This is a genomic window from Nocardiopsis sp. iso_237, from assembly GCF_056173345.1.
This window is the reverse complement of sequence record NZ_CM149669.1, coordinates 1,697,240-1,722,189: the sequence shown is the minus strand read 5'-3', so window position 1 is coordinate 1,722,189 and position 24,950 is coordinate 1,697,240. Positions and strand designations below refer to the sequence as shown.

21 protein-coding genes are annotated in these 24,950 nt (G+C 71.2%); 8 read left to right on the top strand and 13 right to left on the bottom strand.

Going from position 1 to position 24,950, the window contains the following annotated elements; genetic code table 11:
* Window positions 1-39: 39 nt before the first annotated feature.
* The 3 genes from AC0VYM_RS07825 to AC0VYM_RS07815 form a co-directional block, all read right to left on the bottom strand.
* Window positions 40-774, bottom strand: a complete 735-nt coding sequence (locus AC0VYM_RS07825) for a nucleotidyltransferase family protein (RefSeq protein WP_475460572.1) — start codon at window positions 772-774, stop codon at window positions 40-42.
* Window positions 775-809: 35 nt separating this feature from the next.
* Window positions 810-3,332: an AAA family ATPase gene (locus tag AC0VYM_RS07820; protein WP_475460570.1), complete on the bottom strand. Its 2,523-nt coding sequence runs from the start codon at window positions 3,330-3,332 to the stop codon at window positions 810-812.
* 204 nt (window positions 3,333-3,536) lie between these two features.
* Window positions 3,537-4,256 carry a ribonuclease HII gene (locus AC0VYM_RS07815; protein ID WP_475460568.1) on the bottom strand — a complete coding sequence of 240 codons (720 nt, stop codon included), beginning with the start codon at window positions 4,254-4,256 and terminating at the stop codon, window positions 3,537-3,539.
* 226 nt (window positions 4,257-4,482) lie between these two features.
* Between AC0VYM_RS07815 and AC0VYM_RS07810 the strand changes: the two genes are divergently transcribed.
* The 3 genes from AC0VYM_RS07810 (at window position 4,483) to AC0VYM_RS07800 (ending at window position 6,171) form a co-directional block, all read left to right on the top strand.
* Window positions 4,483-5,109: a DoxX family protein gene (locus AC0VYM_RS07810; RefSeq protein ID WP_475460566.1), complete on the top strand. Its 627-nt coding sequence runs from the start codon at window positions 4,483-4,485 to the stop codon at window positions 5,107-5,109.
* Between the two features lie 74 nt (window positions 5,110-5,183).
* Complete coding sequence (locus AC0VYM_RS07805) at window positions 5,184-5,840, top strand: hypothetical protein (protein WP_475460564.1); 657 nt, start codon at window positions 5,184-5,186, stop codon at window positions 5,838-5,840.
* A 142-nt stretch (window positions 5,841-5,982) separates the two neighbouring features.
* Window positions 5,983-6,171, top strand: a complete 189-nt coding sequence (locus AC0VYM_RS07800; RefSeq protein ID WP_475460562.1) for a hypothetical protein — start codon at window positions 5,983-5,985, stop codon at window positions 6,169-6,171.
* 107 nt (window positions 6,172-6,278) lie between these two features.
* On the opposite strand, the gene AC0VYM_RS07795 is transcribed toward AC0VYM_RS07800, so the two are convergent.
* Together AC0VYM_RS07795 and AC0VYM_RS07790 are read right to left on the bottom strand one after the other, a co-directional pair.
* Complete coding sequence (locus AC0VYM_RS07795; RefSeq protein WP_475460560.1) at window positions 6,279-7,739, bottom strand: SPFH domain-containing protein; 1,461 nt, start codon at window positions 7,737-7,739, stop codon at window positions 6,279-6,281.
* Entirely contained in the window at window positions 7,740-9,497 is a 1,758-nt protein-coding gene (locus AC0VYM_RS07790; protein ID WP_475460558.1) for an SPFH domain-containing protein, read from the bottom strand.
* A 272-nt stretch (window positions 9,498-9,769) separates the two neighbouring features.
* Here AC0VYM_RS07790 and AC0VYM_RS07785 point away from each other — a divergent pair, with 272 nt between their 5' ends.
* On the top strand, window positions 9,770-10,075 hold the full coding sequence (locus tag AC0VYM_RS07785; protein ID WP_475460556.1) for a hypothetical protein: 306 nt from the start codon (window positions 9,770-9,772) through the stop codon (window positions 10,073-10,075).
* Here the strand turns inward: AC0VYM_RS07785 and AC0VYM_RS07780 are convergent.
* From AC0VYM_RS07780 to nrdR, 3 genes are all read right to left on the bottom strand, one after another.
* Window positions 10,072-10,500, bottom strand: a complete 429-nt coding sequence (locus AC0VYM_RS07780) for a CBS domain-containing protein (RefSeq protein ID WP_475460554.1) — start codon at window positions 10,498-10,500, stop codon at window positions 10,072-10,074. The two genes, AC0VYM_RS07785 and AC0VYM_RS07780, sit on opposite strands and share 4 nt — an antisense overlap.
* A gap of 107 nt (window positions 10,501-10,607) precedes the next feature.
* A complete protein-coding gene (locus tag AC0VYM_RS07775; RefSeq protein ID WP_475460552.1) occupies window positions 10,608-13,358 on the bottom strand; it encodes a vitamin B12-dependent ribonucleotide reductase in 2,751 nt (916 codons plus the stop codon).
* A 128-nt stretch (window positions 13,359-13,486) separates the two neighbouring features.
* Window positions 13,487-13,969: a transcriptional regulator NrdR gene (gene nrdR, locus AC0VYM_RS07770; RefSeq protein ID WP_475460550.1), complete on the bottom strand. Its 483-nt coding sequence runs from the start codon at window positions 13,967-13,969 to the stop codon at window positions 13,487-13,489.
* A gap of 688 nt (window positions 13,970-14,657) precedes the next feature.
* Between nrdR and lexA the strand changes: the two genes are divergently transcribed.
* Together lexA and AC0VYM_RS07760 are read left to right on the top strand one after the other, a co-directional pair.
* Window positions 14,658-15,311 carry a transcriptional repressor LexA gene (gene lexA, locus AC0VYM_RS07765; protein WP_475462967.1) on the top strand — a complete coding sequence of 218 codons (654 nt, stop codon included), beginning with the start codon at window positions 14,658-14,660 and terminating at the stop codon, window positions 15,309-15,311.
* A 49-nt stretch (window positions 15,312-15,360) separates the two neighbouring features.
* Entirely contained in the window at window positions 15,361-16,443 is a 1,083-nt protein-coding gene (locus AC0VYM_RS07760; RefSeq protein WP_475460549.1) for an alpha/beta hydrolase family protein, read from the top strand.
* A gap of 87 nt (window positions 16,444-16,530) precedes the next feature.
* Here the strand turns inward: AC0VYM_RS07760 and AC0VYM_RS07755 are convergent, their stop codons facing one another.
* Window positions 16,531-17,082, bottom strand: a complete 552-nt coding sequence (locus AC0VYM_RS07755; RefSeq protein ID WP_475460547.1) for a sugar O-acetyltransferase — start codon at window positions 17,080-17,082, stop codon at window positions 16,531-16,533.
* 88 nt (window positions 17,083-17,170) lie between these two features.
* On the opposite strand from AC0VYM_RS07755, the gene AC0VYM_RS07750 reads away from it, so the two are divergent.
* Entirely contained in the window at window positions 17,171-18,100 is a 930-nt protein-coding gene (locus tag AC0VYM_RS07750; protein ID WP_475460545.1) for a LysR family transcriptional regulator, read from the top strand.
* A 130-nt stretch (window positions 18,101-18,230) separates the two neighbouring features.
* Here AC0VYM_RS07750 and AC0VYM_RS07745 read toward each other — a convergent pair whose 3' ends face one another.
* The 3 genes from AC0VYM_RS07745 to leuS all read right to left on the bottom strand — a co-directional run bounded on the left by AC0VYM_RS07745 (window position 18,231) and on the right by leuS (window position 22,091).
* The gene (locus AC0VYM_RS07745; protein ID WP_475460543.1) at window positions 18,231-18,899 is read right to left on the bottom strand and encodes a hypothetical protein; all 669 of its coding nucleotides are present in this window, start codon (window positions 18,897-18,899) and stop codon (window positions 18,231-18,233) included.
* Window positions 18,896-19,504, bottom strand: a complete 609-nt coding sequence (locus AC0VYM_RS07740) for a hypothetical protein (protein ID WP_475460541.1) — start codon at window positions 19,502-19,504, stop codon at window positions 18,896-18,898. The genes AC0VYM_RS07745 and AC0VYM_RS07740 overlap by 4 nt, the downstream gene beginning before the upstream one ends.
* A 91-nt stretch (window positions 19,505-19,595) precedes the next feature.
* Entirely contained in the window at window positions 19,596-22,091 is a 2,496-nt protein-coding gene (gene leuS, locus AC0VYM_RS07735; RefSeq protein WP_475460539.1) for a leucine--tRNA ligase, read from the bottom strand.
* A 277-nt stretch (window positions 22,092-22,368) separates the two neighbouring features.
* On the opposite strand from leuS, the gene AC0VYM_RS07730 reads away from it, so the two are divergent.
* On the top strand, window positions 22,369-23,952 hold the full coding sequence (locus AC0VYM_RS07730) for a long-chain-fatty-acid--CoA ligase (RefSeq protein ID WP_475460537.1): 1,584 nt from the start codon (window positions 22,369-22,371) through the stop codon (window positions 23,950-23,952).
* An 87-nt stretch (window positions 23,953-24,039) separates the two neighbouring features.
* On the opposite strand, the gene AC0VYM_RS07725 is transcribed toward AC0VYM_RS07730, so the two are convergent.
* Entirely contained in the window at window positions 24,040-24,936 is an 897-nt protein-coding gene (locus AC0VYM_RS07725; protein WP_475460535.1) for a carbohydrate ABC transporter permease, read from the bottom strand.
* Window positions 24,937-24,950 lie beyond the last annotated feature (14 nt).

Below are 24,950 nucleotides of genomic sequence, written 5' to 3'. Positions count from 1 at the left end.
CGGTGCCCCGTCACCCCGCGATTCCGGTCGGGCGGGCGCTCAGCCCTCGGTCCCGCGCATGGCCTCGATCTCCGTGCCCGCCTCCTTGACGTCCTTCGCGGTGTCCACACCGCGCCAGAAACCGTCGATCCGGTAGGCCGTCAGCTTCCCCTCCTTGGCCAGGTCGGGGAAGGTCGAGGACTCGTGGTCACCCTTGGTCGGCAGCAGCGGCGTCAGGCCCGGCTCGAACAGGTAGACGCCCGCGTTGATCCACACCGGCAGCAGCGGGCTCTGGGTGAAGCCCTCGATCCGGTCGTCGCCGTCGACGTCGACGATGCCCCACGTGGTGCGGAACTGGGCCAGGGCCAGGGTCCCGAGGCCGCCCCTGGCACGGTGGCGCCGGGTGAGTTCGTCCAGCGGGAACCAGGTGAGCACGTCGCCGTTGAGGGCGAAGTACGGGGCCCCGGGGTCGCGGAGCCCGGTCGCGGCGTAGCGCAGGGCGCCGCCCCGGCCCAGCGGCTCGTCCTCGACCAGCAGGGTGATCTCGGGGCCGTCCGGCCGGTTCTCCAGGTGCTCGCGCAGGACCTCGGCCTTGTAGCCGCACGAGACGACGACCTGCTCGACTCCGTGCGAGGCCAGCCACTCCAGCTGGTAGTCGATGATGGGCCGTCCGGCCACCTCCACCATCGCCTTGGGGCGGGTGTCGGTGTAGGGCCGCAGCCGGGTGGCCTGTCCTCCAGCGAGGATCAGCGCCTGCCTGACGGGGGACTCGGAGGATGTGGGTGCAGCGGTCATGTACTGGACAGTAGCAGGGCGGGGTCCGGGATTCCCTAGCTCTGCTGGGTCGCGTCGGAGTAGGCCCTGCGTACGTCCTCGCTGGTGACCACGGTCAGCTCGGCGGCGGTGGCCGACTCCCCCACCTCCTGGGAGACCCGCAGGTCACGGTGGGAGCAGGCCCGTTCGTAGAGGGACCGCGCGAAGCGTCCGTTGCCCAGTTCGTCGATCCACCCGGTCTCGCAGACGTGGGTGAAGATACTGTGCAGGTCCTCGCGGGCCGTGTCGTCGAAGGCGTCCCCGGTGCGCGCGGCCACCGTGTCCGCGATCTCGGACAGCTCGTCCGGGCTGTAGGACGGGAACCGGACCCGCACGTTGAACCGGGAGGACAGCCCGGCGTTGGAGGCCAGGAACCGGTCCATCTCGTCCGTGTAGCCCGCCAACACCACCGCCAGCCGGTCGCGGTCGTCCTCGGCCCGCTTGAGCAGGGTCTGGATGGCCTCGGCACCGAAGGCGTCGCCGCCGCTGTACCCCGGGTTGACCAGGGAGTAGGCCTCGTCGATGAACAGCACCCCGCCCAGGGCGCGGTCCACCAGGCGGTTGGTCTTGACCGCGGTCGCGCCCAGGTGCTCACCGACGAGGTCGGCGCGCTGGGCCTCCACCACCTCGGAGCGGCCCAACATGCCCAGGGCGGAGAAGACCCGGCCGAGCACGCGCGCGACCGTGGTCTTGCCGGTGCCGGGCGGGCCGGTGAAGACGAAGTGCCGCATGGGCGGCTGGTGGGGCAGTCCCTGCTCCTCGCGCAGGCGGGCCACGCGCAGCTGGGCGACCAGAGAGCGCACCTGCTCCTTGACCGGTTCCAGGCCGATCATCCCGTCGAGTTCGGCCATCGCCTCCTCCAGGCCGGGGGACTCCCCGAACCCCGGAAGACGCGAGGTCAGCTCGGAGTAGGCGGACTCGACGTCCGCCGCGTGCACGGTGACCAGGGCGTCGGCGGTGGGGCGGGGGGCGGGTTCGTCGCCGCTGGCCCCGGAGGTGACGACACGGACGTCCCGGGCCTGGGAGGCCTTCTCCACCATGGAGCGGGCGAAGCGGCCGTTGCCGAGCTCGTCGACGGCCTCGCGCTGCACGGTCTGGTCGAACCGCCGCCGGAGCGTGCGGGCGGCGTCGGGGTCGAGGAGGTCGCCGCGCTGGGCCACGAGGGTCTCCGCGATGCGGAACAGTTCGGCGGAGGAGTAGCTGGGGAAGCTGATGCGGGTGGAGAACCTGGAGGCCAGGCCGGGGTTGGTGGCCAGGAAGGCGTCCATCTCCTTCTCGTACCCGGCCAGGATGACGACCAGCTGGTCGCGGTCGTCCTCGGCCCGCTTGAGCAGCGTCTGGACGGCCTCGTTGCCGAACCGGTCGGCCTGGCCGTCGCCCTCGTTGACCAGGGAGTAGGCCTCGTCGACGAACAGCACCCCGCCCAGGGCGCTGTCGATGAGCTCGTTGGTCTTGATGGCGGTGGCGCCGAGGTACTCGCCCACGAGGTCGGCGCGCTGGGCCTCGACCACCCGGGAGGTGGGCAGGAGGCCGAAGGAGTGGAAGATCGTGGCGAGGGTGCGGGCGACGCTGGTCTTGCCGGTGCCGGGCGGCCCGGAGAAGACCAGGTGGCGCAGGGGGCGTTCCACGGACAGTCCGGCGTCGGCGCGCAGCCGGGCGGCCTCGATGGAGGCGGCGATCCCCCGGACCTGCTGTTTCACGGGGTCGAGGCCGATCATGCCCTCCAGCTCGGCCAGCGCCACGTCCACGGGGACGGGCTCCTCCTCCCCGTCGGCACCGTCGGCGGCGGCCGCGCCACGGCGCGGGGAGTCGGAGCCCCGGCCGCGCAGGCCCTGGGCGCCCGCCTGGCCGTCGGGACCGCCGGGGGTGCCGTTCCGGCCCGGCTTCCCGGAGGTGTTCCCCCGGGGTGCCTGGGTGTCCCGTGGCCCCGGCCCGGATCTGGAGGTGCTGTTCCTCCGCTTCTCGTCGTTCTCCCGGCTCTCCTTGGCCACCTGTCCGGAGGCGACCAGCCGCCAGAGCAGGCAGGCTCCCGCGGCGACGTAGAGGGCGGCGATCCCCGCTCCGGCGGGGAAGGGTTCGACGATCATGCCGAACAGTGCCACGGAGAACCCGGCGACCAGCCCGGCGGTGAGCGAGAGCAGGGCGGTGTGCCAGGCGGGGAACTCCCGGGCGCGACCCGCCGCGAGGACCACCAGGAGGGGCAGTGGCAGGACCAGCAGGGTGACGGGCTCGCCGGTGAGGGGGATCTGGAACAGCGGCACGGCGATGGCCAGCCAGACCACCGAGACCACGACGGTGAGGAGGGCGTCGAGGGAGCGCATCAGGGCCGAGAACGCCACCAGCGCCAGCAGCGTGCCGAGCAGGACGTTGAGCACGGGCAGGCTCAGGACGAAGGCCACGACGGCGGCCACCGTGAGCACGACCAGGGCCGCCACCAGGCGGCGCCCGAGCGGAACCCGGTGGTAGGCGGCGCGTAGGCGGTCCAGTCCCGAGGCGCGGTCCGGCTGCGCGGCGGCGGTGGAGAGCGTCTCGCGCGTCATCCGTAGCCCCTTCCTGCGTGGGGGTCGCGTGGTCGGCCCGGGGTGGGCCGGGGTCGGAGGGGGCCGACACCCGCGATCCGGCCGTGGGCCAGGTCGTCTTCCTCTGGGCCCGTGCTCGGCGGGCACGGTCCAGGAACAGCCTTGCCCCAAGTGGGGCCGGATGTCCAGTGCGGGGCGGCGTGTCGCGGGCCGCCCCGGCACGGATCAGAGCAGCGGGATCTGGCCGCCGAGAGCGGGGCGCACCCGGCGCAGGTGGCTCCATCGGGGCAGGTCGTCGAGGTAGGACCAGCTCATGCGGTGCTGGGGGGTGGGGCCGTGCTCGGCCAGGGTCGTGCGGTGCGTGGGCGAGGGGTACCCCGCCGCCCTCTCGAATCCGTAGCCGGGGTGCTCCTCGGCCAGCTCGGCCATGAAGGCGTCGCGGCGCACCTTGGCCAGGATCGCGGCGGCGGCCACGCTCACGCAGGTGAGGTCGCCCTTGACCTGGGTGCGCACGCGCCAGGGCCGACCGATGAAGTCGTGGCGCCCGTCCAGGATCACGGCGTCGGGGCGGGGCTCCAGCGCGTCGAGGGCCCGGCGGGCGGCCCGGTGCAGGGCCTCGGTCATGCCGACCTCGTCGATCTCGGTCGCCTCGGACCAGCCGAAGGCGTGGTCGGCCACCCAGGGTTCGATCTGCGCGGCGAGCTCGCGGCGCCGTTTGGGGGTCAGGCGTTTGGAGTCGGTGAGACCGGCGGGGGGCTCGCCCTCTCCGGGGATCGCGGCGCAGACCAGGAGGGGCCCGGCCCAGGCGCCTCGGCCCACCTCGTCCACACCGGCCACCACCCGTGCGCCGGAGGCGCGGAGTTCGTCCTCGACCTCGGAGGTCGGAGCGGGCGGCGGATCGCTCTTCGGGGAGGGGCTGTTCTTCGGGGGAGTCGTCGTCGGCACGCCACAACCCTAGGGCGGTCCGGTGACCTTCCGGGCCGGTTCGACGACGACCGGGGTGATCGGCCGGGACCCGGGCGGCGCCCTCCAGCCGGTCCGCCCGGTCTCGCGGCGGCCGATCCGGCGGGTTTTGCGCGACTCACCGAGCGTCACACCCAGTCATGGGGTGTGACGTTCGGTAGTTTCCGCTTGTTGGAACCGCCGTGCCGGGCCGCCGGGAGGAATGGACATGCAGCACACCAGGCCGAGAACACGGCCCGTACCCCCACCGCGCCTCCCGGCCCGCGCCGCCCCGAAGCGCCGGTCCGCGCCGCCGTTCCTGCACGGCCGCCTCTACGACGTCATCGCCGCGGCCACCCGGGTGGGGGTGGGCTGGGTGTTCGCGGAGTACGGGCTGGCCCTGCGCGGCCGGGTGGACCTGGTCGCGGACCGGCTGTCCGACTCCGGGATGCCCGCGGCCGGGCTCGTCGCCCCGGTCGTCCCGGCGCTGCTGGTCGCGCTCGCCGTGTCCTTCGCCGTGGGTCTGCTCACATGGCTGACCGGCCCGCTCCTGGCCCTGTCGGCCGTGGTCGGAACACTGACCACGACGGCCGCCGACCCGTCCCCGTTCGGCTCCTGGGGGGCGACCGCGCTGGTCACGGCCGTGTGCGTCCTGATGGCTGTCGGCGGGGGACGGTGGTCGTGGGACTACCTGGTCCTCTCACCCCGCCTTCGTGGGTCCCGGCCCGTCCGGCTCCGGGCCCGCTCCATGGCCCGGGGGAAAGCTCCCGCCATTTCGCCCCGTCGCCCCGAACACGCCCCGCCTCTGCTCTATCCTGTGGAGCAGGCCGCACCGCGTCGGCCGAATCGACTGTGACGCGGCCCGTTCGCGCCCCTCGGCCGCCCATCGGGCCCGCGTCGCCGTGACCCGGATTCGATGGAAGGAACGCCATGTCCGCCTCAGCTTCCGGCCCGAACCCTGACGGGTCCGTGGCCAAGCTGATCGAGATCGCCGAGAAGCCGACGCCGGGCCAGCGACTGATCAGCTGGGCCTCCCGTCCGCCCGGCCGCCTCTACATCCCCGCGTGCGCGGTGATCGGACTCGTCCTGCTCTTCGAGGACAGCATGCCCGCCGGGCACCTGCCCACGTTCGTGGTCGGCCTCGGCGGCGGCCTGCTCCTGGCCGGGATGGGCGCGCTCCGCCTGGGGATCGCGCTGGCGGTGGCCCGTCCGATGATCCGGCACTACTGGCTGCGGTGGATCTCCGCCCCGCTCATCGCGTTCGTGGCCCTGGGCCTGGCCGTCGCGGACGTGCCCCTCCAGACCCGCGTGCAGGCCTCCTCCGAACAGCTCCTCGAACTGCGCGACGCGGTGGCCGACCCCACGACCATCCCCCGCAACGGGGAGTGGACCGGCCTGTACGCCCTGCGCAGCGTGTCGGTGACCGGCGACGTCACCCACTACGAGGTGGAGAAGGCCGGGCTCCTCCAGCCCGCCGGGCTGGCGTACAGCACCGAGGAGATCCCGGTGGGGGTCTTCGTGCCAGGCCAGGGATCGCGGATCTACGAGCACGTCTCCGGCGACTGGTACGTCTGGGTGGACCACTAGAGCGGAGCGGACCCCCTCTTTACTCGGCGCTGTCCCGCTCCAACCTGGCTCTCACCCTCGACGTGTAGACATGGGTGCGTCCCCCGGGAGACACCCTCACGGTTCTCCCCCACGGCAGTCTCGCTACCCGAGAAGAGGAACCATGCGCGAGTTCGCGCTCACCCTTCACCTGCGTCTGCACGACTCCCTCACCGCGCTGCGCCGCGCCCACGCCGTCGGCGACGACGACCTGGCCGTCGCCCAGGCCGGTGAGGTCGAGGACCTGGTGGAGATCGCCGCACGGCACGGGATCGACATCGCCGGGTACTCGGCCCTGACCACGGCGAGCTGAGCCCGCACTCCCCCGGTACACACGCGAGGGCCCCGCCACCCCCTGGACTCCAGGTGGGTGACGGGGCCCCTCACGTTCCGCCGTCGCGTACGGTCGGCCAGCGGGGATCAGCGCTTCCCGCGACCGCCTCCGTACCCCTCACCGCGCTCGAACTGCTGACGCATCGCGGTGTCCTGCTGGCTCTGGTACTCCTCGGCCATCTGCTGCTGGCGTCCGGCGGCGGCCGCCACCGAACCCTGCACGCCGTCGAAGACGTCCTGCGCGGACGGGGCGCCCAGAGAACGGGAGGAACCGCCCCCGTTGTTGAGCACCTGGGGCAGCAGCTGGGCGGTGAGCAGCGTGGACAGCGCCGAGCCGTCACCGGAGCCGCCCTCCGTCTGGACCACGACCGGGCGCGGTGCCCGCTCGGCCAGCGCGGCGCCCACGTCCAGGCGGCGGCGGGCCAGCTCGTACTCCAGCACCGCCCGGTTGTCGCGGTAGGCGGTGGCCAGCCGGTGCTGCGCCTTGGCCTCGTTCTCGGCGGCGACCAGGTCGGCCCGGCCGCGCGTCTCGATCTCGTACCGCACCCGCTGGGCCTCGGTCTCCTGCTCCTCCAGCATCTGCGCCACGTCCTTGCGCGCCTTGTTGAGGGAGGCGTTGACCTCGACGATCTTGGCGTCGCGGGTCTTCTTGGAGCGCTCGATGTCCATGAGCAGGGTGTCGATGCGGCGCTTGCGCGTGAGCTCCCACTCCTGCTCGTAGGCGACCAGTTCCTTGGCGACCCGCTCCCGGGTGGCCAGGTGCTGCTGGTACTGGCTGGGCAGCTGCACGTCCGGGATGTTGCAGCCGGTGATGGTCACGCCGTACTTGTGTAGCTGGGCGTTGAGCAGGCTGCGCATGTCCTCGACGTTGGAGCCGCGCAGGTCGTAGGCGGACTCGGTGTTGACCATGCGGCTGCGCTGGCGGATGGCGTCCTGTACCGCGCTCGACAGCACCAGGTCGAAGTTGCTCGCGCCGATCGAGGTGACGAACCGGTACGGCTCCTCGATCCGGAACTTCAGGAAGAACTCGATCGACTTCAGCGGCACGTTCTCCCGGGTGGGGCAGGCCAGCACCGGGGCCGTGTAGGGGATCTCCGTGCGGGTGTCCACCACGAAGTCCACGCGCGACCACGGGTGCCACAGGTAGTGGCGGCCCGGTCCGATGCTCTTGGCGAACGCGCCGTACTTGGTGAGGATGCCGGTGGTGCCCTCCTCGATCTCCACGATCGCGCCGCGCCACCACCACAGACCGGCGGCGAGCACGCTGAGGATGCCGACGAACAGGGTGGGCACGGCCAGGGTGCCGTAGGCGAGGCCGGCCACGGCGCCGCCGAAGGCGACGTGCAGCGACATCATCAGGGCGGAGCAGATCGCGAACAGGCCGAACCAGACCAGGATGGTCCAGCGCAGGCCGCGGTTGTCGCGCGGTATGACCACGGGGACGATGGCGCCCTGGTCACCGCCGCGCAGCAGACCCGCGAGGTCGCTCCACGAGGCCAGGGACTCCTTGATGTTGGAGCCGCCGCCCGGGTTGAAGGGCTCACTCATCTACTGACCTCCCGGGTGCTGACCCTCGGAACCGCCCTGCGACCACGGGGGCAGCGGCGGGTCCTGCGGGTTCTGGAACGGTGCCGCGGAGGGCTCGGGCCCGTCGGCGGCGGACTCGGAGATGCGCTCGTCGATGGCGCCGTCGCTCACCGACTGGCGGATCTCCTCCACCAGGTCCTCTCCGGGGTCCTCGGCCGAGGGGCGGCGGCGCTCGTCCGCCTCGTCCTCGACGATGGCGCTGATCTCCTGCTGGCGCTCGGTGATGCGGGCGTTGATGGCGCCCAGACGCTCACGGATCGCGGCCATGTCCTCGTCGGAGAACAGGGCGGCGTCGGTCTGCCCGATGATCTCCTGGGCGATCCGCAGGTAGTCGACGCTGGCGCCGTCACCGGAACCGATCCGCAGCACCTGCGGGAGGCTGTCCGCGACCGACTCCAGCTTGTCCAGGAGGTTCTCCCGGAAGCGGTAGTTGAGGATCTCGGGGGCCTCGGCGGCGCTGACCGCGCGGATGTCCAGTGCCTGGGCCTGAAGGAGCGCGGCGTTGGCGTTGGCCTCGGACTCGGCCTCCACGAAGCGCTGCCGGGCCGTGGCGCGGGCCCGGTTGGTCTCGCGCTCCAGGGCGGTGTCCATCTGCGCCTGGTACTGGGCGATGTCGGCCTGGATCGCGGAGAGCGTCTCGTTGAGGGTGGCGAGCTCCTTGTTCAGGTCACCCTCGTTCTGCTCCTTGCGCAGCTGGAGCTCGTACTCGAAGGTGTAGGCGTCCTTGGCCACCCGGACCATCTCGGGCGCCGCCAGGTCCATCCGGTACTCCTGGCTGGAGGGCTCGGCATGGGTGATGTTGGCGCTCGTCAGAACCACGATTCCGCCGAACTGGCGGTTGAGGGCGTCCAGCAGGGCCTGGGTGCTCTCCCCGACCATGTCGTAGATCGCCGAGGCCTCCTGCTCGTAGATGAGGCTGCGGGTGGTCTCACTGATGGCGTTGTTGAGCTTCTCCTGGAAGCCGGGGACGCCACCCAGGGTGTAGACGAAGTCGGTGGCGTTCTCGATCTTGAACTGCACGAACAGGTCGACCGAGGCCTGGACGCCGCTCTTGGTGGGTGCCGAGCGGATCGGGGCGTTGAACGGGTACTCGCGTGTGGTGTTGACGATGTAGGAGACGCGCTTCCAGGGGTTGAACAGGGTGACCCTGCCCGGCTGGTAGAGGTTCTCCATCTTGCCGAAGCGGGTCACGATGGCCTGGCAGCCCTCGGGAACCATGACCATGCCCTGGCGCCACCACATGAAGCCGGTGACGGCCGCGGTGATGATCCAGTAGTGGACGCCGAAGAAGGGGTTGAGCAGGGGGTTGGCACCGGTGACCGCGGCCGTGGCGGCGGCGGTCGAGAACCCGATGACACCGATGACGACCAGGGCGATCGCGGGGAGCATCGTGACGAAGGTGCGTCCCCGGGGGATCACCATCGGGCAGATGACGTGGACGGGACCGCCCTGGCCGCGCTCGTAGTAACTGCGGTTGAGGGCCTCGCCCGCGTTGCTGAGCGAGGTGGTCTTCTGCTCGATCCGGGTGTCGACGGAGGCGCCCTGCTCACGTGCCGCGACGAAGTCCCGGGGATCGAGGCCGCCCTCCGAACTCTGACCGGACCGCTGACCGGTCACCTGGCCCGCGGCCTGTTGGACTGCGTCGGTCACGGCCTGACGCGGGTCGCCCCCCTGGGCGACCGCGCCAGCCGCGCCGCGCACCGTTTGCGCGAACGACATAGGCATGCACTTCCTTGTGGCGGAACGTCGGGAACTATCGGCTTCGACGTCGCGTACCGCGATCTGGTTCCAGGTCGGAGCGGGTTCATCGCGGGACAAACCGGTAGTGGTCAGCCCCTAGCTTGGCACGACGGCCAGCCGAAACCCATGGGTCGTGTCCCGAGCGTGACGCGGTGTCAGCCGCACGGTGACCCTCGCGCGCCGCATGGCGCACCTCCGTGGGCTGGGACTAGCCTCGTCATGACCGAAACACCCGGAACGGGGAGCCCTCCATGCCCGCAGTACCCAGTGCCGTCCTGACCACCGCCGGGCTGATCGGCGGCTACTCCGTGGCGCGCGCCACCGGAAACCGGCCCCTCGGCGGCGCGGTCCTGGCCGGGTTCGGCGCCGCGGCCTTCGAGACCACGCGCCGCAGCTCCGGCCTGGGCACCGCCATCGCGCTGACCGGCGTGTACGTGGCCGCCTTCGGCCTCTCGCACCCGCTGGCCAGGAAGGTCGGTTCGTGGCCCGCCGTCCTGGGGGTGACCGCGGCGACCGCCGCTGTCGCCGTGGCCTCCGGCGACCGTTCGGAGGCCTAGCGGCCGTGGATGTAGGCCTCCAGCTGGGCGCGGTCGTCCTCCAGCACCCGGAGGCGGCTCTTGACCAGGTCACCGATACTGACGATCCCGGCCAGCCGTCCCTGCGAGGTCACCGGGACGTGCCGGAACCGGCGCACGGTCATGCGTTCGCTGACCTCCTCGACGGTGTCCTCGGGGGTGCAGGTGACCACGTCGGCGGTCATGATGTCGGAGACGGGGGCGGACAGGACCTCGGGGCCCCGGCGCTCCAGGTGACGGACGACGTCGCGCTCGGAGACGATCCCGACGAAGGTTTCGCCCTCCGCGACGACGACGGCACCGATGTTGTGCCGGGCGAGTTCGGTGAGCAGCCGGGCGACGGTCTCCTCGGGGGCGACGCTCACCACCTCCGGGCCCTTCGCCCGCAGGATCGCGGCTATCAGCATGGGAACCACCTTCCGCCGGGGTTCCAAGGGTTACCCGCTCGCCTCCCCCGCCAACCACAGGTGTGGACCACGCCCCGGGACCGGCGTCCCGGGGCGGTGCGCCCGGTTCAGCTGCAGCCGCTTGTGGCGCCGCAGCCCTCGCAGGCGTAGCAGCTGCCGGACGGGCGCATCCTGGTCCCGCAGGTGGTGCACAGGGGCGCGTCGGCCATGAACCCCTCCGAGAAGTTCTCGCTGGGGTGGCCCTCCCGCGCGGCCGGTGCCTCGGTCGGGGCCGCCGACTGCGCGTACGACTCCACCTGGACGGCCGCCTGGACCGGGTCCTCGCCGTGGACCCGGGCCTCACGCTCCGAGGCGGAGAGCACTCCCAGGGCGGCCCGCTCCTCGTAGGGCAGGTGGTCCAGGGCGAGGCGGCGGAAGATGTAGTCCACCACCGACTGCGCCATACGGATGTCCGGATCGTCCGTCATGCCCGCCGGGTCGAACCGCATGTTGGTGAACTTCTCGACGTAGGTCTCCAGCGGAACCCCGTACTGGAGGGCGATGGAGACCGCGATGGAGAAGGCGTCCATCACCCCGGCCAGGGTGGAGCCCTGCTTGCCGAGCTTGAGGAACACCTCCCCGAGCCCGCTGTCGGGGTAGGAGCCCGCGGTGATGTAGCCCTCGGCCCCGCCCACCGAGAACGAGGTGGTCTCGCTCGGCCGCTTCTTGGGCAGGCGCCGCCGCACGGGCTTCGGCGCCTCCACGGTCTCCCCGGCCGCCCCCGAGGTGGACAGGGGCTGGCCCACCTTGCAGTTGTCCCGGTAGACGGCCAGGGCCTTGAGCCCGAGGCGCCAGCCCTCGTAGTAGATCTCCTCGAAGTCGGTGACCGTCGCCGCCTCCGGCACGTTCACCGTCTTGGAGATCGCCCCCGACAGGAACGGCTGGGTGGCCGCCATCATGCGCACGTGCCCCATGGGCTGGATGTACCGGCGCCCCATGGCGCAGTCGAACACCTCGTAGTGCTCCCGGCGCAGCCCGGGGGCGTCCACCACGTGCCCGTGCTCGGCCACGTGGTCGACGATCGGCTCGATCTGCTCGTCCTGGTACCCCAGGTTTCGCAGCGCCCGGGGGATGGCCTGGTTGACGATCCGCATGGACCCGCCGCCGACCAGTTTCTTGTACTTGACCAGCGAGAAGTCCGGCTCGATCCCGGTCGTGTCACAGTCCATCATGAACCCGATGGTCCCGGTGGGGGCCAGGAGGCTGGCCTGGGCGTTGCGCCAGCCGTGGCGTCCACCGGTCTCCAGGCAGCGGGCCCACTCCTGGGTGGCGGCCGCGTGGACGGGCTCCTCCAGGGTCCCGACGGTGCGCAGGTCGTCGTTGGCGGCCGAGTGCTTGCGCATCACGCGTTCGTGCGCCTTCTCGTTGCGCGCGTATCCCTCGTAGGGTCCGACCACACCGGCCAGTTCGGCGCTGCGGCGGTAGGCGGCGGCGGTCATCAACGAGGTGATCGAGGCGGCCACGGCCCGCCCGCCCTCGGAGTCGTAGGCGTGGCCGGTGGCCATGAGCAGGGCGCCCAGGTTGGCGTAGCCGATCCCCAGCTGCCGGTAGGCGCGGGTGGTCTCACCGATCCACTCCGTGGGGAAGTCCGCGAAGGTGATGGAGACGTCCATCGCCGTGATCACCAGTTCGACGAGGCTGGTGAACCCCTCGACGTCGAACGTGTCGTCCTCGCGCAGGAACTTGAGCAGGTTGACCGAGGCCAGGTTGCAGGACGAGTCGTCCAGACTGAGGTACTCACTGCACGGGTTGCTCGCGCTGATGCGGCCGCTCTCGGGGTTGGTGTGCCAGTCCTGGATGGTGCCGTCGTACTGGATGCCCGGGTCGGCGCACTCCCACGCGGCGCGGGCCATCCGGTGGAAGAGCTCCTTCGCGTCGACCGTGGCGACGACGTCACCCGTGGTGCGGGAGGTCAGGCCGAACTCGGAGCCGGTCTCCACGGCGCGCATGAACGCGTCGGACACGCGGACGGAGTTGTTGGCGTTCTGGTACTGGACGCTGAACATGTCGTCGCCGCCCAGGTCCACGTCGAAGCCCGCGTCGCGCAGGGCGCGGATCTTGTGCTCCTCACGGGACTTGGTCTCGACGAACTCCTCGATGTCGGGGTGGTCCACGTCGAGCACCACCATCTTGGCGGCCCGGCGGGTGGCACCGCCGGACTTGATGGTCCCGGCGGAGGCGTCCGCCCCCCGCATGAAGGAGACCGGGCCCGAGGCCGAGCCCCCGGAGGACAGCAGCTCCTTGCTGGAGCGGATGCGCGACAGGTTCACCCCCGCGCCGGAGCCGCCCTTGAAGATCAGCCCCTCCTCCTTGTACCAGTCCAGGATCGACTCCATCGTGTCGTCCACGGACAGGATGAAGCACGCGGAGACCTGGGCCTTCGAGGAGGTGCCGACGTTGAACCAGACCGGCGAGTTGAAGCTGAACAGCTGGTGGGCCAGGGCGTACTTGAGTTCGTGGTCGAAGACCTCGGCGTCCTGGTCGGAGGCGAAGTAGCCGTGCTCGCGGCCGGTGCTCGCGTAGACGCCGACGACGCGGTCGATGAGCTGCTTGAGGCTCCACTCGCGCTCCGGCGTGCCCACGGCACCGCGGAAGTACCTGCTCGCCACGATCTGGGTGGCGTTCACCGACCAGGAGGAGGGGAACTCGACGCCGCGCTGCTCGAAGTTGACGGTGCCGTCGCGCCAGTTGGTCATGACGACGTCGCGGAGTTCCCATTCGAGGGTGTCGTAGGGATGGACGCCCTCGGTGGTGTTGACCCGGGCGAAGCTCAGGCCCTTGCCCCCGCGCTGGGCCGTACCGCTCGTCTTTCGCGCCATGGCAGTGTCTCCCCCGAAGGTCATGCGCGGACCCGGCGGTGACCGCGCGGACGTTCATGTGTGTTCGGGGTGGTGCGGAGTACGGTGTCCGCCGTGCTTCCGCCCACCTCGCGGTGGCGTACCGGGTCCTACCCGGTGGTGTCGACCGCGGGCTCCGTCTGGCCCTCGCGGTCCTCCCGCAGGCTGGCGATCTCGGCCTCGAAGTCGGCGAGGCTCTCGAACCCGCGGTAGACGCTGGCGAAGTGCAGGTAGGCGACCTCGTCCAGGTCGCGCATGGGGCCCAGGATGGCCAGGCCGATCTCGTGGGCGGGCACCTCGGCCACGCCGCGGCCCCGGATCTCCTCCTCGACCTGCTGGCCGAGCTTGGCGAGGGCGTCCTCGGAGACGGGACGGCCCTGGCAGGCGCGGCGCACCCCGGCGATGATCTTGGTGCGGCTGAAGGGTTCGGTGACCCCGGACCGCTTGGCGACCATCAGCAGGACGGTCTCCTGCGTGGTGAAGCGGCGTTCACAGACGGGGCAGGTCCGGCGGCGCCGGATGGCCGCGCCGTCGTCGGTGGACCTGCTGTCGATCACCCTGGTGTCCGGATGACGGCAGAACGGACAGTGCATCCCGGTTCACCTGGCTTTCCTGTACCCGACCAACAACCCTAGGAGTCTACTTAACCACAACTTATTGACTACGGCCCCCGTGTCAACACCAGATGTTGTGGTCGAACCTAGGCGCTGGGGCGGACGCCCGCAACCCTGCCCACGGCGTGTCCCCAATCCGGGAACCGGGGCGGCCGAGGAACGGGGTTCGAGGAGGTGGAAACGGGGGGTGCGGCCGAGGAAGCCGAATCCCAGGATAAGGGGGCGCGGACGCGCGGCCCGACGCCCGCCACACCGAACCGCCGACCGAATTCCGCTCCCTCCCGAGGCCACGGAGTGGCGGCGGGGCACGGCGAGACGAACCCCATACCGGATCGCGCATTCCACGGACAACGGCCGCGGCGCGCGTGTACACACATAAGTGCGACCACCGGAAATCGGCTCCCGAAAACACAAAGGGAAATCCCTCCGCGATCCCGCCCACAGGCTCTCGAACGCTTGTTTGATATCACCGTGTGCAACGACTAAAGTTGACCTTGATTTCACACCGGCTTCGCCGTCCGGTCCGCGTGGCCGGTGACCGGCCACACACGCAGGCCCTGACCGAACCGAACACCGAGGAGGCCCGGCCGTGCCGGAGGAGAACCCCGGAGCCGTCGGCTCCGGACCCACCACCGTTCTTTCGCCCGTCGGCGATCCGGGCGCGTCCGTGCCCGACACCCCCAAACTCACCGCACGCCAGCAGAGTGTCCTCAACTGCATCCAGAGGTACGTCCGGGAACGGGGTTACCCGCCGTCCATCCGGGAGATCGGTGACACGGTCGGCCTGTCCAGCCCCTCCAGCGTGGCGCACCAGCTGAAGGTGCTCCAGCGCAAGGGGTACCTGCACCGGGACCAGAACCGGCCGCGCGCCGTGGAGCTGCGCACCCCCGGCCGGGAGGCCTCCCAGACCCTCACCCAGGAGGAGCTCACCGCCGACTCCACCCGGGCCGCCTCGGTCCCGCTGGTCGGCCGGATCGCGGCCGGTGGCCCGATCCTCGCCGAGGAGGCCGTGGAGGACGTCCTGGCACTGCCGCGCCAGCTGGTCGGTGAGGGCCGTCTGTTCATGCTCACCGTGGTGGGCGACTCCATGATCGACGCCGCGATCACCGACGGCGACCTGGTGGTGGTCCGTCAGCAGCAGACCGCCGAGAACGGTGACATCGTCGCGGCGATGCTGGACGACGAGGCGACCGTCAAGGTGCTGCGCCGCGAGCCGGACGGCCACGTGTGGCTGATGCCGCGCAACGACGCCTACGAGCCGATCCAGGGCGACGAGGCCACCATCCTCGGCAAGGTCGTCACGGTCATGCGCAGGGTCTGAGCGCGGATCCCCGAGCCGGGGGCGGTGGGCGGGCCGATACGCTGAGGGCGTGTCGACACCTGTCTCCGCCCCCGTGTCCCCTGCCCCGACCCGCACCCTCCTGGCCGCGATCCTGGCCGCCGGGACCCTGCTGGTCTCCGCCTGCGCGCCCAGCGACGGCGACGGGCCCGCCCTGCCCGGCTCCCCCGGGCAGGAGCGCGAGGTCTCCTTCGAGGGCGGCGGCTTCACGGTGCCCGGCACCTTCACCGCCCCCGCGAACGACGGGGGCACCGTCCCCGGGGTGCTCATCATCTCCGGTAGCGGCCCCACCGACCGGGACGGCAACGGCTACGGACGCCCCGAGGCCAACACCAACCTGAACCTCGCCCGCGTGCTGACCGGAGCCGGTGCGGCGTCCCTGCGCTACGACAAGTTCGGCAGCGCCGACCCTGCCGACCTGACCGAGGCCGAGGAGGAGGCCTTCGACCGACCGGTCGACCCCCTGGTCTTCGAGCAGCAGATGGCCGCCGCCTACGCGGAGCTGGTCGCCCAGCCCGAGGTGGACCCCGAACGCACCGTCATCCTCGGTCACAGCGAGGGCGCCCTGTACGCTCTGCGCGCCCATGAGGTCCTCGACGCCGAACCGGCGCTGGTGCTGGCCGCTCCTCCCGGCACCCGGATGCTCGACCTCATCGACCGCCAGGTGTCCGAGCAGGTCCGCACCGCCGAGGCCCAGGGCGGTGTCGGTGAGGTGACCGCCGCGAAGATGCTCTCCGACCTGCGGGCGGGGCGGGCCGCGGTGCGCTCGGGATCGGAGATGCCCGAGACCGACGCCACCGGGCTGTTCGACGCGAACGGCGCCGACTACCTCGCCTGGATCGACTCCTTCGACCCGGTCGAGCTGGCCGAGGAGCTGCCCGGGGACACACCGGTGCTGGTCCTGTGGGGCGACCGGGACGCCCAGGTCAACGAGGAGGAGATCGACCGGCTCATGACCGGTCTGGACGGCGCCCAGCGGGTCGACCTGGCCGGGGTCGACCACATCCTGCGCGAGTACGACGACACCCCGGGGGCCGCGGCCCTCGACGCGGACCGCGCGTTCTCCCCCGACGTCACCCCTGCGCTGGAGCGGTTCCTCGACGGCCTCTGGTAGCGGAGCCCGGCTACGGCCCCCCGGGGAACGGCCACCGCCCGCCCCGGCGAGTCACCGGGACGGGCCCCGGCCAGCGACCCGACCGACTCAGTCGATCGTCCTGACCACCCGTGCGGGGACCCCCGCGACCAGGGTGCGGGCGGGTACGTCACGGGTGACCACGGCGCCGGCGGCGACCACCGAGCCGTGACCGACGGTCACTCCCTCCATGATCTGGGCGGACGCCCCGATCCAGACGTCGTCCTCGATGACGATCGGGGCGTTGGAGATGTACTCGCGGCGCTCCGCGAGGGACAGCGGGTGCCCTCCGGTGATGAGGCTGACCTTCGGGGCGATCATGACGCGGTCCCCGATGCGGATCCCGCCCCTGTCCATGAACGTGCACCCCTGGTTGACGAAGACGTTCTCCCCGAACGTCGTGTTCAGCCCGTACTCGGTGAAGAAGGGCGGATAGACGGTCACCGAGTCCGGCAGCGGGCCACCGAACACAACCGAGAGTAGTTCCGCACGGCCTTCGCCGTCGCTGAAGGGCAGCACGTTGAGACGGGAGGTCGCGTCGGTCACCTCCGCGACGCGCTCCGCGAAGCGCGCGAACTCGGGTGTCCGGACATACAGGACCTGGTCTGATGGAGTGGGCATACGGCGATCCCAGCACCCGGAGCGGGCACGGTCAAACAACTCACGACCGGCCTGACACAACCGATGGTTGTGAACGTAGGCTGAAGCCGTGGATGTCGAAGCGCTGCGCACGTTCGTGTCCGTCGCGGAGGTCGGCCAGTTCCAGGCGGCGGCGGGCGAGCTCGGGATCAGCCAGCAGGCGGTCTCCAAACGGATCGCGTCCCTGGAGGGGCGCCTCGGGGTCTCGCTGCTGGTCCGAACTCCCCGGGGGTCCCGGCTGAGCCTGGACGGGCAGGTCCTCCTGCCGCACGCCAGGAAGGTCCTGGCCGCCGTCGCGCAGGCCGAGCGGGCCGTCCGCCCCGGTGTCCGGCCCCTGCGCGTCGACGTCCTCAACCGGCGCATCGCTCCGGCCCAGGCCGTCTACCGGTTCTACCGGTCCCGCCCCGGGATGAGCCTGGACACGGTCACCCTGGGCGACGAGAACGCGGCCCAGGCCACGCGGGCCGTGCTCGATGGCACCGTCGACGCGTCCTTCCGTGCCCTGTCGACGGACCGGGTTCCGGCCGGGATCAGCGCCGAACGCCTCCTGGACGCGCCTCTGGAGCTTCTGGTCGGGCCCGGCCACCCGTTGGCGAACGCGGCCCGGGCCCGGCCCTCGGACCTGGTCGGCCACCGTGTCTGGATCCCCGGGATCAGCCCGGGTACGGAGTGGGCGGAGTTCTACCGGTCCCTGTCCGAGGCCTTCGGTCTGAGCATCGACGCGCTCGGCCCCCACTTCGGTGACGAGGCCCTGATGGACGCGCTGGCCGAATCGGACTCGCTGGCCACCCTCGTGGGCGGCGGGGACCGGTACCTGTGGCCCCGGGGCCACGACCTGCGACGCGTCCCGCTGCACGGGCCGACCCCGGTCTACCCGCACATGCTGCTCTTCCGGACCGGGGACCGGCACCCGGTGCTGACCGCGTTACGCGACCACCTGCGCATCTCCGGGCCACGGACCCCTGACGACGCGTGGTTGCCGGACTGGGTGGACCGCTGACCACGCGCCGCGACGGCGCGCACAGCCGGGCGGCCGTGTTCCCGGAGCATTCAGCGTTCGCGTCGCCAGGCTGCCTCGCGCATCGCTGGCGGCTCCGCCGTCACCGGCGAGAGCGCCCGCGGAACACGTCCTAGTCGGCCTCGGGGTCGGGCAGCTGCTCGACGACGGCGCGGGCGAGGAGTTCGGCGTCCTCGGCCGCGTCCGCGCCCTCCACGGACCCGACCGCGTCGTAGTCGGTGGCGGCGGTGTAGCAGGACTCCACGTACAGGTTGGAGACCCGCACGCCCACGCAGCCCACCTGGAACGCGCCCTCCTCGACCCAGGTGAGGGCCTCGTCCCCCAGGCCGTCCACCGGCTGGGCGTCGTTCGCGCCCGCCGTGGAGCGCAGGGTGTCGGCGGCGGTCTCCGGACCGCCCTCGACCGGGGCGGCGACCAGGACGAGGGTGGCGGCGGAGGGCACGGACTCGCCCGCCCCCTCGGGGGTGGCCCAGCGGCACTGCCACCCCGTCCCGAAGGCGTCCTGCACGGTACCGACGGTCTCCTCGATCTCGCTCTCGTACCCGGGAACGAGCTCTTCGAGGGCCTCGGTCTCACCGATCCCGCACTCGGGCGCGGCCTCGAACGCGCCCTGTTCCACGCCGTTGCCCAGCAGGTACCAGGCGAGCCAGCCGGCGAGGGCGAGCACGGCCACGATCAGGACGACGAGCAGGGTCACGGCCAGGCCCCGGCTCTGCGGCGGTGCGGCACCGGGGTCCTCGGGCTGGCCGAAGGGCTGGGGTCCGGGATACGGGCCGGTCACAGGGCCTCCCCCAGCTGACCGGCGAAGGCCACGACGGTCTCCTCCGCGCGGTCGAAGGACACGGGGTCGTCGGCGTCCACCGCGCTGTAGGAGACGCGGACCAGCAGGTTGTCACTGTGGAAGGCGAGTTCGGCGGTGCCGGGGACCTGGCCGCGCCAGACCTCGGCCTCGGTTCCGGACCCCAGGACCACGGTGTCGCCGCGTGGCGGGACCAGGGCGGCCTGGGCCAGGGCGGCGGACTCGTCTCCGGTCACGGTCGGCTCGGCGGAGGCGTCGGTGAAGCGCGCGGACAGGTCCACCCGCAGGACCCCCTGCTCGTCGCCGCCGAGCCCGGCCGTGGTCCACACGCACGCGGTGCCGTCCCCGCCCGCCAGGGGCCCGCCGCCGTCCGACTCCAGGACCGCCCCGGGCAGCGCCTGGGCGATCGCGTCCTCGGGAACCACGCCGCACGGGGGCGCCGCGGCGTACGCGTCACCGCCCCTGGGTTGGTCGGGGTCGCCCCCGGCCAGCCAGAGACCGCCACCGACGGCGGCGGCGGAGACCACCACCGTGCCCGCCACCACGATCGCCGCCCGCACCCACGGTCGGGGTCCAGCACCCGTCACAGAGCCCACCCGGACACCGCCTCCCCATCAGTCGTCACGCCCAAGGTAGGGGGCGGTGGTCGCCACCGCGACCACCGCGCCGCGCGACGGATCACCCGACGACGATGTTCACCAGCTTGGGCGCGCGGACGATCACCTTGCGCACGGTCTTGTCACCGATGAAGCTCTGGGCCTTCTCCGAGGCCAGGGCCAGGCGCTCCAGCTCGGCGGGGTCGATGTCCGGGGACACCGAGAGCTTGTCGCGGACCTTGCTCTGTACCTGCACCACGCAGACGACGGACTCCTGGACCAGCAGAGCGGGGTCGGCCTCGGGCCAGTTGCCGACGGCCACCGAGCCGCTGCGGCCCAGCTTCTCCCAGCCCTCCTCCGCGATGTAGGGCGCGAACAGGGACAGGGCGACGGCCACGAACTCGGCGGCCTCGCGCACGGCCGGGTCAGCGGCGCCGGGGCCGGAGTCGATCGCCTTGCGGGCGGCCGACACCAGCTCCATGCAACGGGCGATGGCGACGTTGAAGCGCTTGTCCTCGACCAGCGCGGTGATCTGCTCGATGGAACGGTGCGTGAAGCGGCGCAGCTCGGTGTCGCCTGCGGCCGGGTCGACCCCGGGGGCACTGGCCGCACCGGCCTCGCTCATCACGCGGTAGGCGCGGTTGAGGAACTTCTGCGCGGCGACCACGGACACGTCCGCCCAGTCCACGTCCTCCTCGGGCGGGGAGGCGAAGAGCATGGTCAGCCGGACCGCGTCCACACCGTAGGCGTCGATCTCCTTGCCCAGGTCCACCCCGTTGCCCAGCGACTTCGACATCGCCCGGCCCTCGTTGATGACCTGGCCCTGGTTGGTGAGGCGGCGGAAGGGCTCGGTGAAGCCGAGCATGCCCATGTCGTACAGGACCTTGGTGAAGAAGCGCGCGTACATCAGGTGCAGCGTCGCGTGCTCCTTACCGCCGATGTAGTGGTCGACGGGACCCCACTTGTTCACCTCGTCGGTGTCGAAGGGGGCCGTGTCCAGGTGCGAGGAGACGTAGCGCAGGAAGTACCAGGACGAGTCCACGAAGGTGTCCATGGTGTCGGTGTCGCGCTCGGCCGGACCACCGCAGGACGGGCAGTCCACGTGCAGCCACTCCTTGGCGGCGGCCAGCGGGGAGATGCCCTTGGGGGCCAGCTCGGCGCCCTGGAGGTCGGGGAGCGTGACCGGCAGCTGCTCGTCGGGGACGGCGACCTCACCGCACGAGGGGCAGTGGACGATCGGGATCGGGGTGCCCCAGTAGCGCTGGCGGGACAGCAGCCAGTCGCGCAGGCGGTAGTTGACCGTGGCGTCGCCGGTGCCGCGCTCGCGCAGGATGCCGATGATGCGCTCGATGGCCTCGGTCTTGGCCAGGCCGTCCAGCGGGCCGGAGTCGCGCAGGACGCCCTCGCCCGCGGTGGCCACGCCGGTCTCGGCGGGGTCGGCCTCGCCGGTCTCGACCACGACCCGCACGGGCAGGTCGAACGCGAGGGCGAAGTCGAGGTCCCGCTGGTCGTGCGCGGGCACCGCCATGATGGCGCCGTGGCCGTACCCGGCCAGCACGTAGTCGGCGGCCCAGACGGGCATGCGCTCGCCGTTGACCGGGTTGACCGCGTAGCGGCCCAGGAACACGCCGGTCTTGGGGCGCTCGGTGGTCTGGCGCTCGATGTCGGAGAGCTTGGAGACGTCCGCGCGGTAGGCCTCGAAGGCCTCGCGCCGCTCGGGCGCGCACAGGTCCTCGGCCAGGTCGGCGTCGGCCGCCACCACGAAGAAGGTGGCGCCGTACAGGGTGTCCGGGCGGGTCGTGTAGACGGTGACCGGCTCGTCGCGGCCCTCGATCTCGAAGTGCACGTCGGCGCCGGTGGAGCGGCCGATCCAGTTGCGCTGCATGGCCAGGATCTCGTCCGGCCAGCGGCCGTTGTCCAGCTGGTCCATGTCGTCCAGCAGGCGCTGGGCGTAGTCCGTGATCTTGAAGTACCACTGGTTGAGGGCGCGGCGCTCGACGTCGGCGCCGCAGCGCTCGCACCTGCCCTGCACGACCTGCTCGTTGGCGAGCACGGTCTGGTCCTGCGGGCACCAGTTGACCAGGCCGTCCTTGCGGTAGGCCAGTCCCCGCTCGAAGAAGCGGGTGAACAGCCACTGGTTCCACTTGTAGTACTCGGGGTCGCTGGTGTGCAGGCGGTGCGACCAGTCCAGGGCCAGGCCGTAGCGGCGCATCGAGGAGGCCTGCGTCTCGATGTTGGCGTACGTCCACTTGTAGGGGTGGTCGTTGTTCTTGATGGCCGCGTTCTCGGCGGGCAGGCCGAAGGAGTCCCAGCCGACCGGGTGCAGGACGTTGTCGCCGCGCTGGAAGCGGTAGCGGCCGATCACGTCACCGATGGCGTACGCCTCCGCGTGGCCCATGTGCAGGTCACCGGAGGGGTAGGAGAACATGTCGACGATGTAGGACCGGGGACGGGTGTCGCCCGGGTCCGTGTTGGCCTCGAACGGAAGCTCGGCGGCCCAGCGCGCCTGCCACTTGTCCTGGAGGGCGCGGGCGTCGTAGGTGTCGCCCGTCGTCTGGTCGCCGTCTACCGCTGTCATCGCTGAGTGTTCCTTAGCCGGTTCTGGGTGTGTTGCCTTCAGGTTAGCGGCTGCGGTACCCGGCCGAAGACCGGATTTCCACCGTCCGGGACGCCCCCCGAGCCAGGGCCTCCTCACAGAGGGTGACCAGCACACCGGTGGTCTTTCGGACCCTCTGCCCCTCCACACCGACCGTCCGGTTTGTTACTCTGCCGTCAAAGTGGCGCAGAACACGCGATTCAGGTCACACCTGTCTCTCGTCTCACCGGTCCGGATTCACTTGTCTGCGGAGGCCCCCATGTTCAACCTGTCTGTTCTCCTCGAGGACGGCGCCCGTTCCGCGCCCGAGAAGGAGTGCCTGGTCTTCGGCGACACCCGGCTCAACTACGCGGTCACCGACATGATCGCCAACCAGGTGGCGAACCTGCTGGTCTCCAGGGGCATCCGTCCGGGCGACCGGGTGGCGCTGGCCAGCCCCAACCTTCCGTACTTCCCGTTCGTGTACTTCGGCGCGCTCAAGGCGGGGGCCGTGGTCGTCCCGCTGAACGTCCTCCTCACCCCGCGTGAGATCGCCTACCACCTGGAGGACTCGGGGGCCAGAGCGCTCCTCGCCTTCACCGGGACCCCCGACCTCCCGCTGGGACAGCGCTCCTTCGAGGCGTTCAACCAGGTGGACGGCTGCGAGATCTTCGTGGACATGCCCGCGGTCGCCGGGGCCACCGAGTCCACCATCGAGGGCGCGGAGACGATCTGGGCGGCGCTGGCCGGGCAGCCGGGCACCTTCGAGACCGTGCAGTCCGGGGCCGACGACACCGCCGTCATCATCTACACGAGCGGCACCACCGGAAAGCCCAAGGGCGCCGAGCTGAGCCACCAGAACCTGATGATGAACGCGGTGGTCGCCTCGGGCCTGGTCAACGCGCACCCCGACGGCCGCGACGTGTCCCTGACCGTCCTCCCCCTGTTCCACATCTTCGGCCAGACCGTGATGCTGAACGCGTCGCTGTACCGCCACGGCACCATGGTCCTCATGCCGCGCTTCGACGGGGACCAGGCGCTGGAGCTCATGCAGAAGGAGGGCGTCACCGGGTTCGCCGGAGTGCCCACCATGTACTGGGGACTGCTCAACGCCGCGCGGAACGCCGAGCCCGGCAGGTACGACCTGGAGGGCATCGCCGCCAACATGGTCGACGCCGTCTCCGGTGGTTCGGCCCTGCCCGGCCAACTGGCCGAGGACTTCACCAAACTCTTCGGCGTGGGCATCAAGGAGGGCTACGGCCTGTCCGAGACCTCCCCCGTGGCCTCGTTCAACAACCCCGCCACCGGAGCCAAGACCGGGTCCATCGGCCGCCCGGTCTGGGGTGTGGAGATGAAGCTGATCGACCCCGAGTGGAACGAGGTCGTCCGGGAGGGCGACCGGGAGCCGGTCGGGGAGATCGCGGTCCGGGGGCACCTGGTGATGAAGGGGTACCACGAGCGTCCCGAGGTGAACGCCGAGGTGATCAGGGACGGGTGGTTCCGCACCGGCGACATCGCCCGCCGCGACGAGGACGGCTTCTACTTCATCATCGACCGCTCCAAGGACATGATCATCCGCGGCGGCTTCAACGTGTACCCGCGCGAGGTCGAGGAGGTGCTGATGACCCACCCGGCGATCAGCCTGGCCGCCGTGGTGGGCGTGCCGCACGAGAGCCACGGCGAGGAGGTCAAGGCGTTCGTGATCCTCCAGGAAGGGGCCGAGGCCTCCGTCGACGACGTGATCGCCTTCTCCCGCGAGCGACTGGCCGCGTACAAGTACCCGCGCCAGGTCGAGTTCCGCGCTGAGCTGCCGATGACCTCCACCGGCAAGATCCTCAAGCGCGAACTGCGCGACGCCGGGTGAGCGTCGGGGTGGGGGCGCGGGTGTCCGCGCCCCCACCCCCCGCGCGTCCGGGCAGTACGGGGTGGTTCCGCCGCCTTCCAGTGGCGGCTACCCCTTGACGGCCCCCTGGACCAGGCCGGAGACCATCCAGCGCTGGACGAGGATGAAGAACACCATCACCGGGATGGTGATGATCGTCGAGGCCGCCATCACGTGCCCCCAGTCGTTGGCGTACTGGCCGAAGAACTGGCGCAGGCCCACGGCGACCGTGTAGTTCGTGCTCTGCGTCATGAAGGTGAACGCCAGCACGAACTCGTTCCAGGCGACGATGAACGAGAAGATCGCCGTGGCCACCAGGCCCGGGGCCACCAGCGGGAACAGCACCTTCCAGAACATCTGCGGCCAGGTCGCGCCGTCGATGTAGGCGGCCTCCTCCACCTCCTTGGGGACGGCCGCCACGAAGCCGCGCATCATCCAGACCGCCAGGGGCAGCGACAGCGCCACGTAGACGATGCTCAGCCCGATCACCGTGTTGAGCATCTGGAGGTCGCGCACCTGGATGAACAGCGGGATGACCAGCGCCTCCAGGGGCACCATCTGCACGATCAGGATCATCACCAGCACGGCGGTGCGGAACCGGAAGCGGAAGCGCGCCACCGCCACGGCCGCCAGCATCGACAGCACGCACGCGAAGGCCACGGTGATCCCCGCGACGGTCAGCGAGTTGCGCAGGTACCGGCCGAAGTTGGCCTCGGTCATGACGTACACGAAGTTGTCGAGCGTGAACGAGGTGGGCAGCAGTGCCCCGGTCCCGGAGGTCGTGCTGTCCGAGAACGCGCTCATCAGCATGAAGTACACCGGGAACAGCGTGAAGAACAGGAGCACGCTCACCCCGGCGGCCTTGCCGACCGAGCGCCAGACCCGCAGCGCGCCGCCCCGGCGCCGGGAGGCCCGGACCCGTTCCTCCCACGCTCCGGAGGACGTGTCGGCGGTGTGCGTGTCCAAGGGGCCTCCTCGTC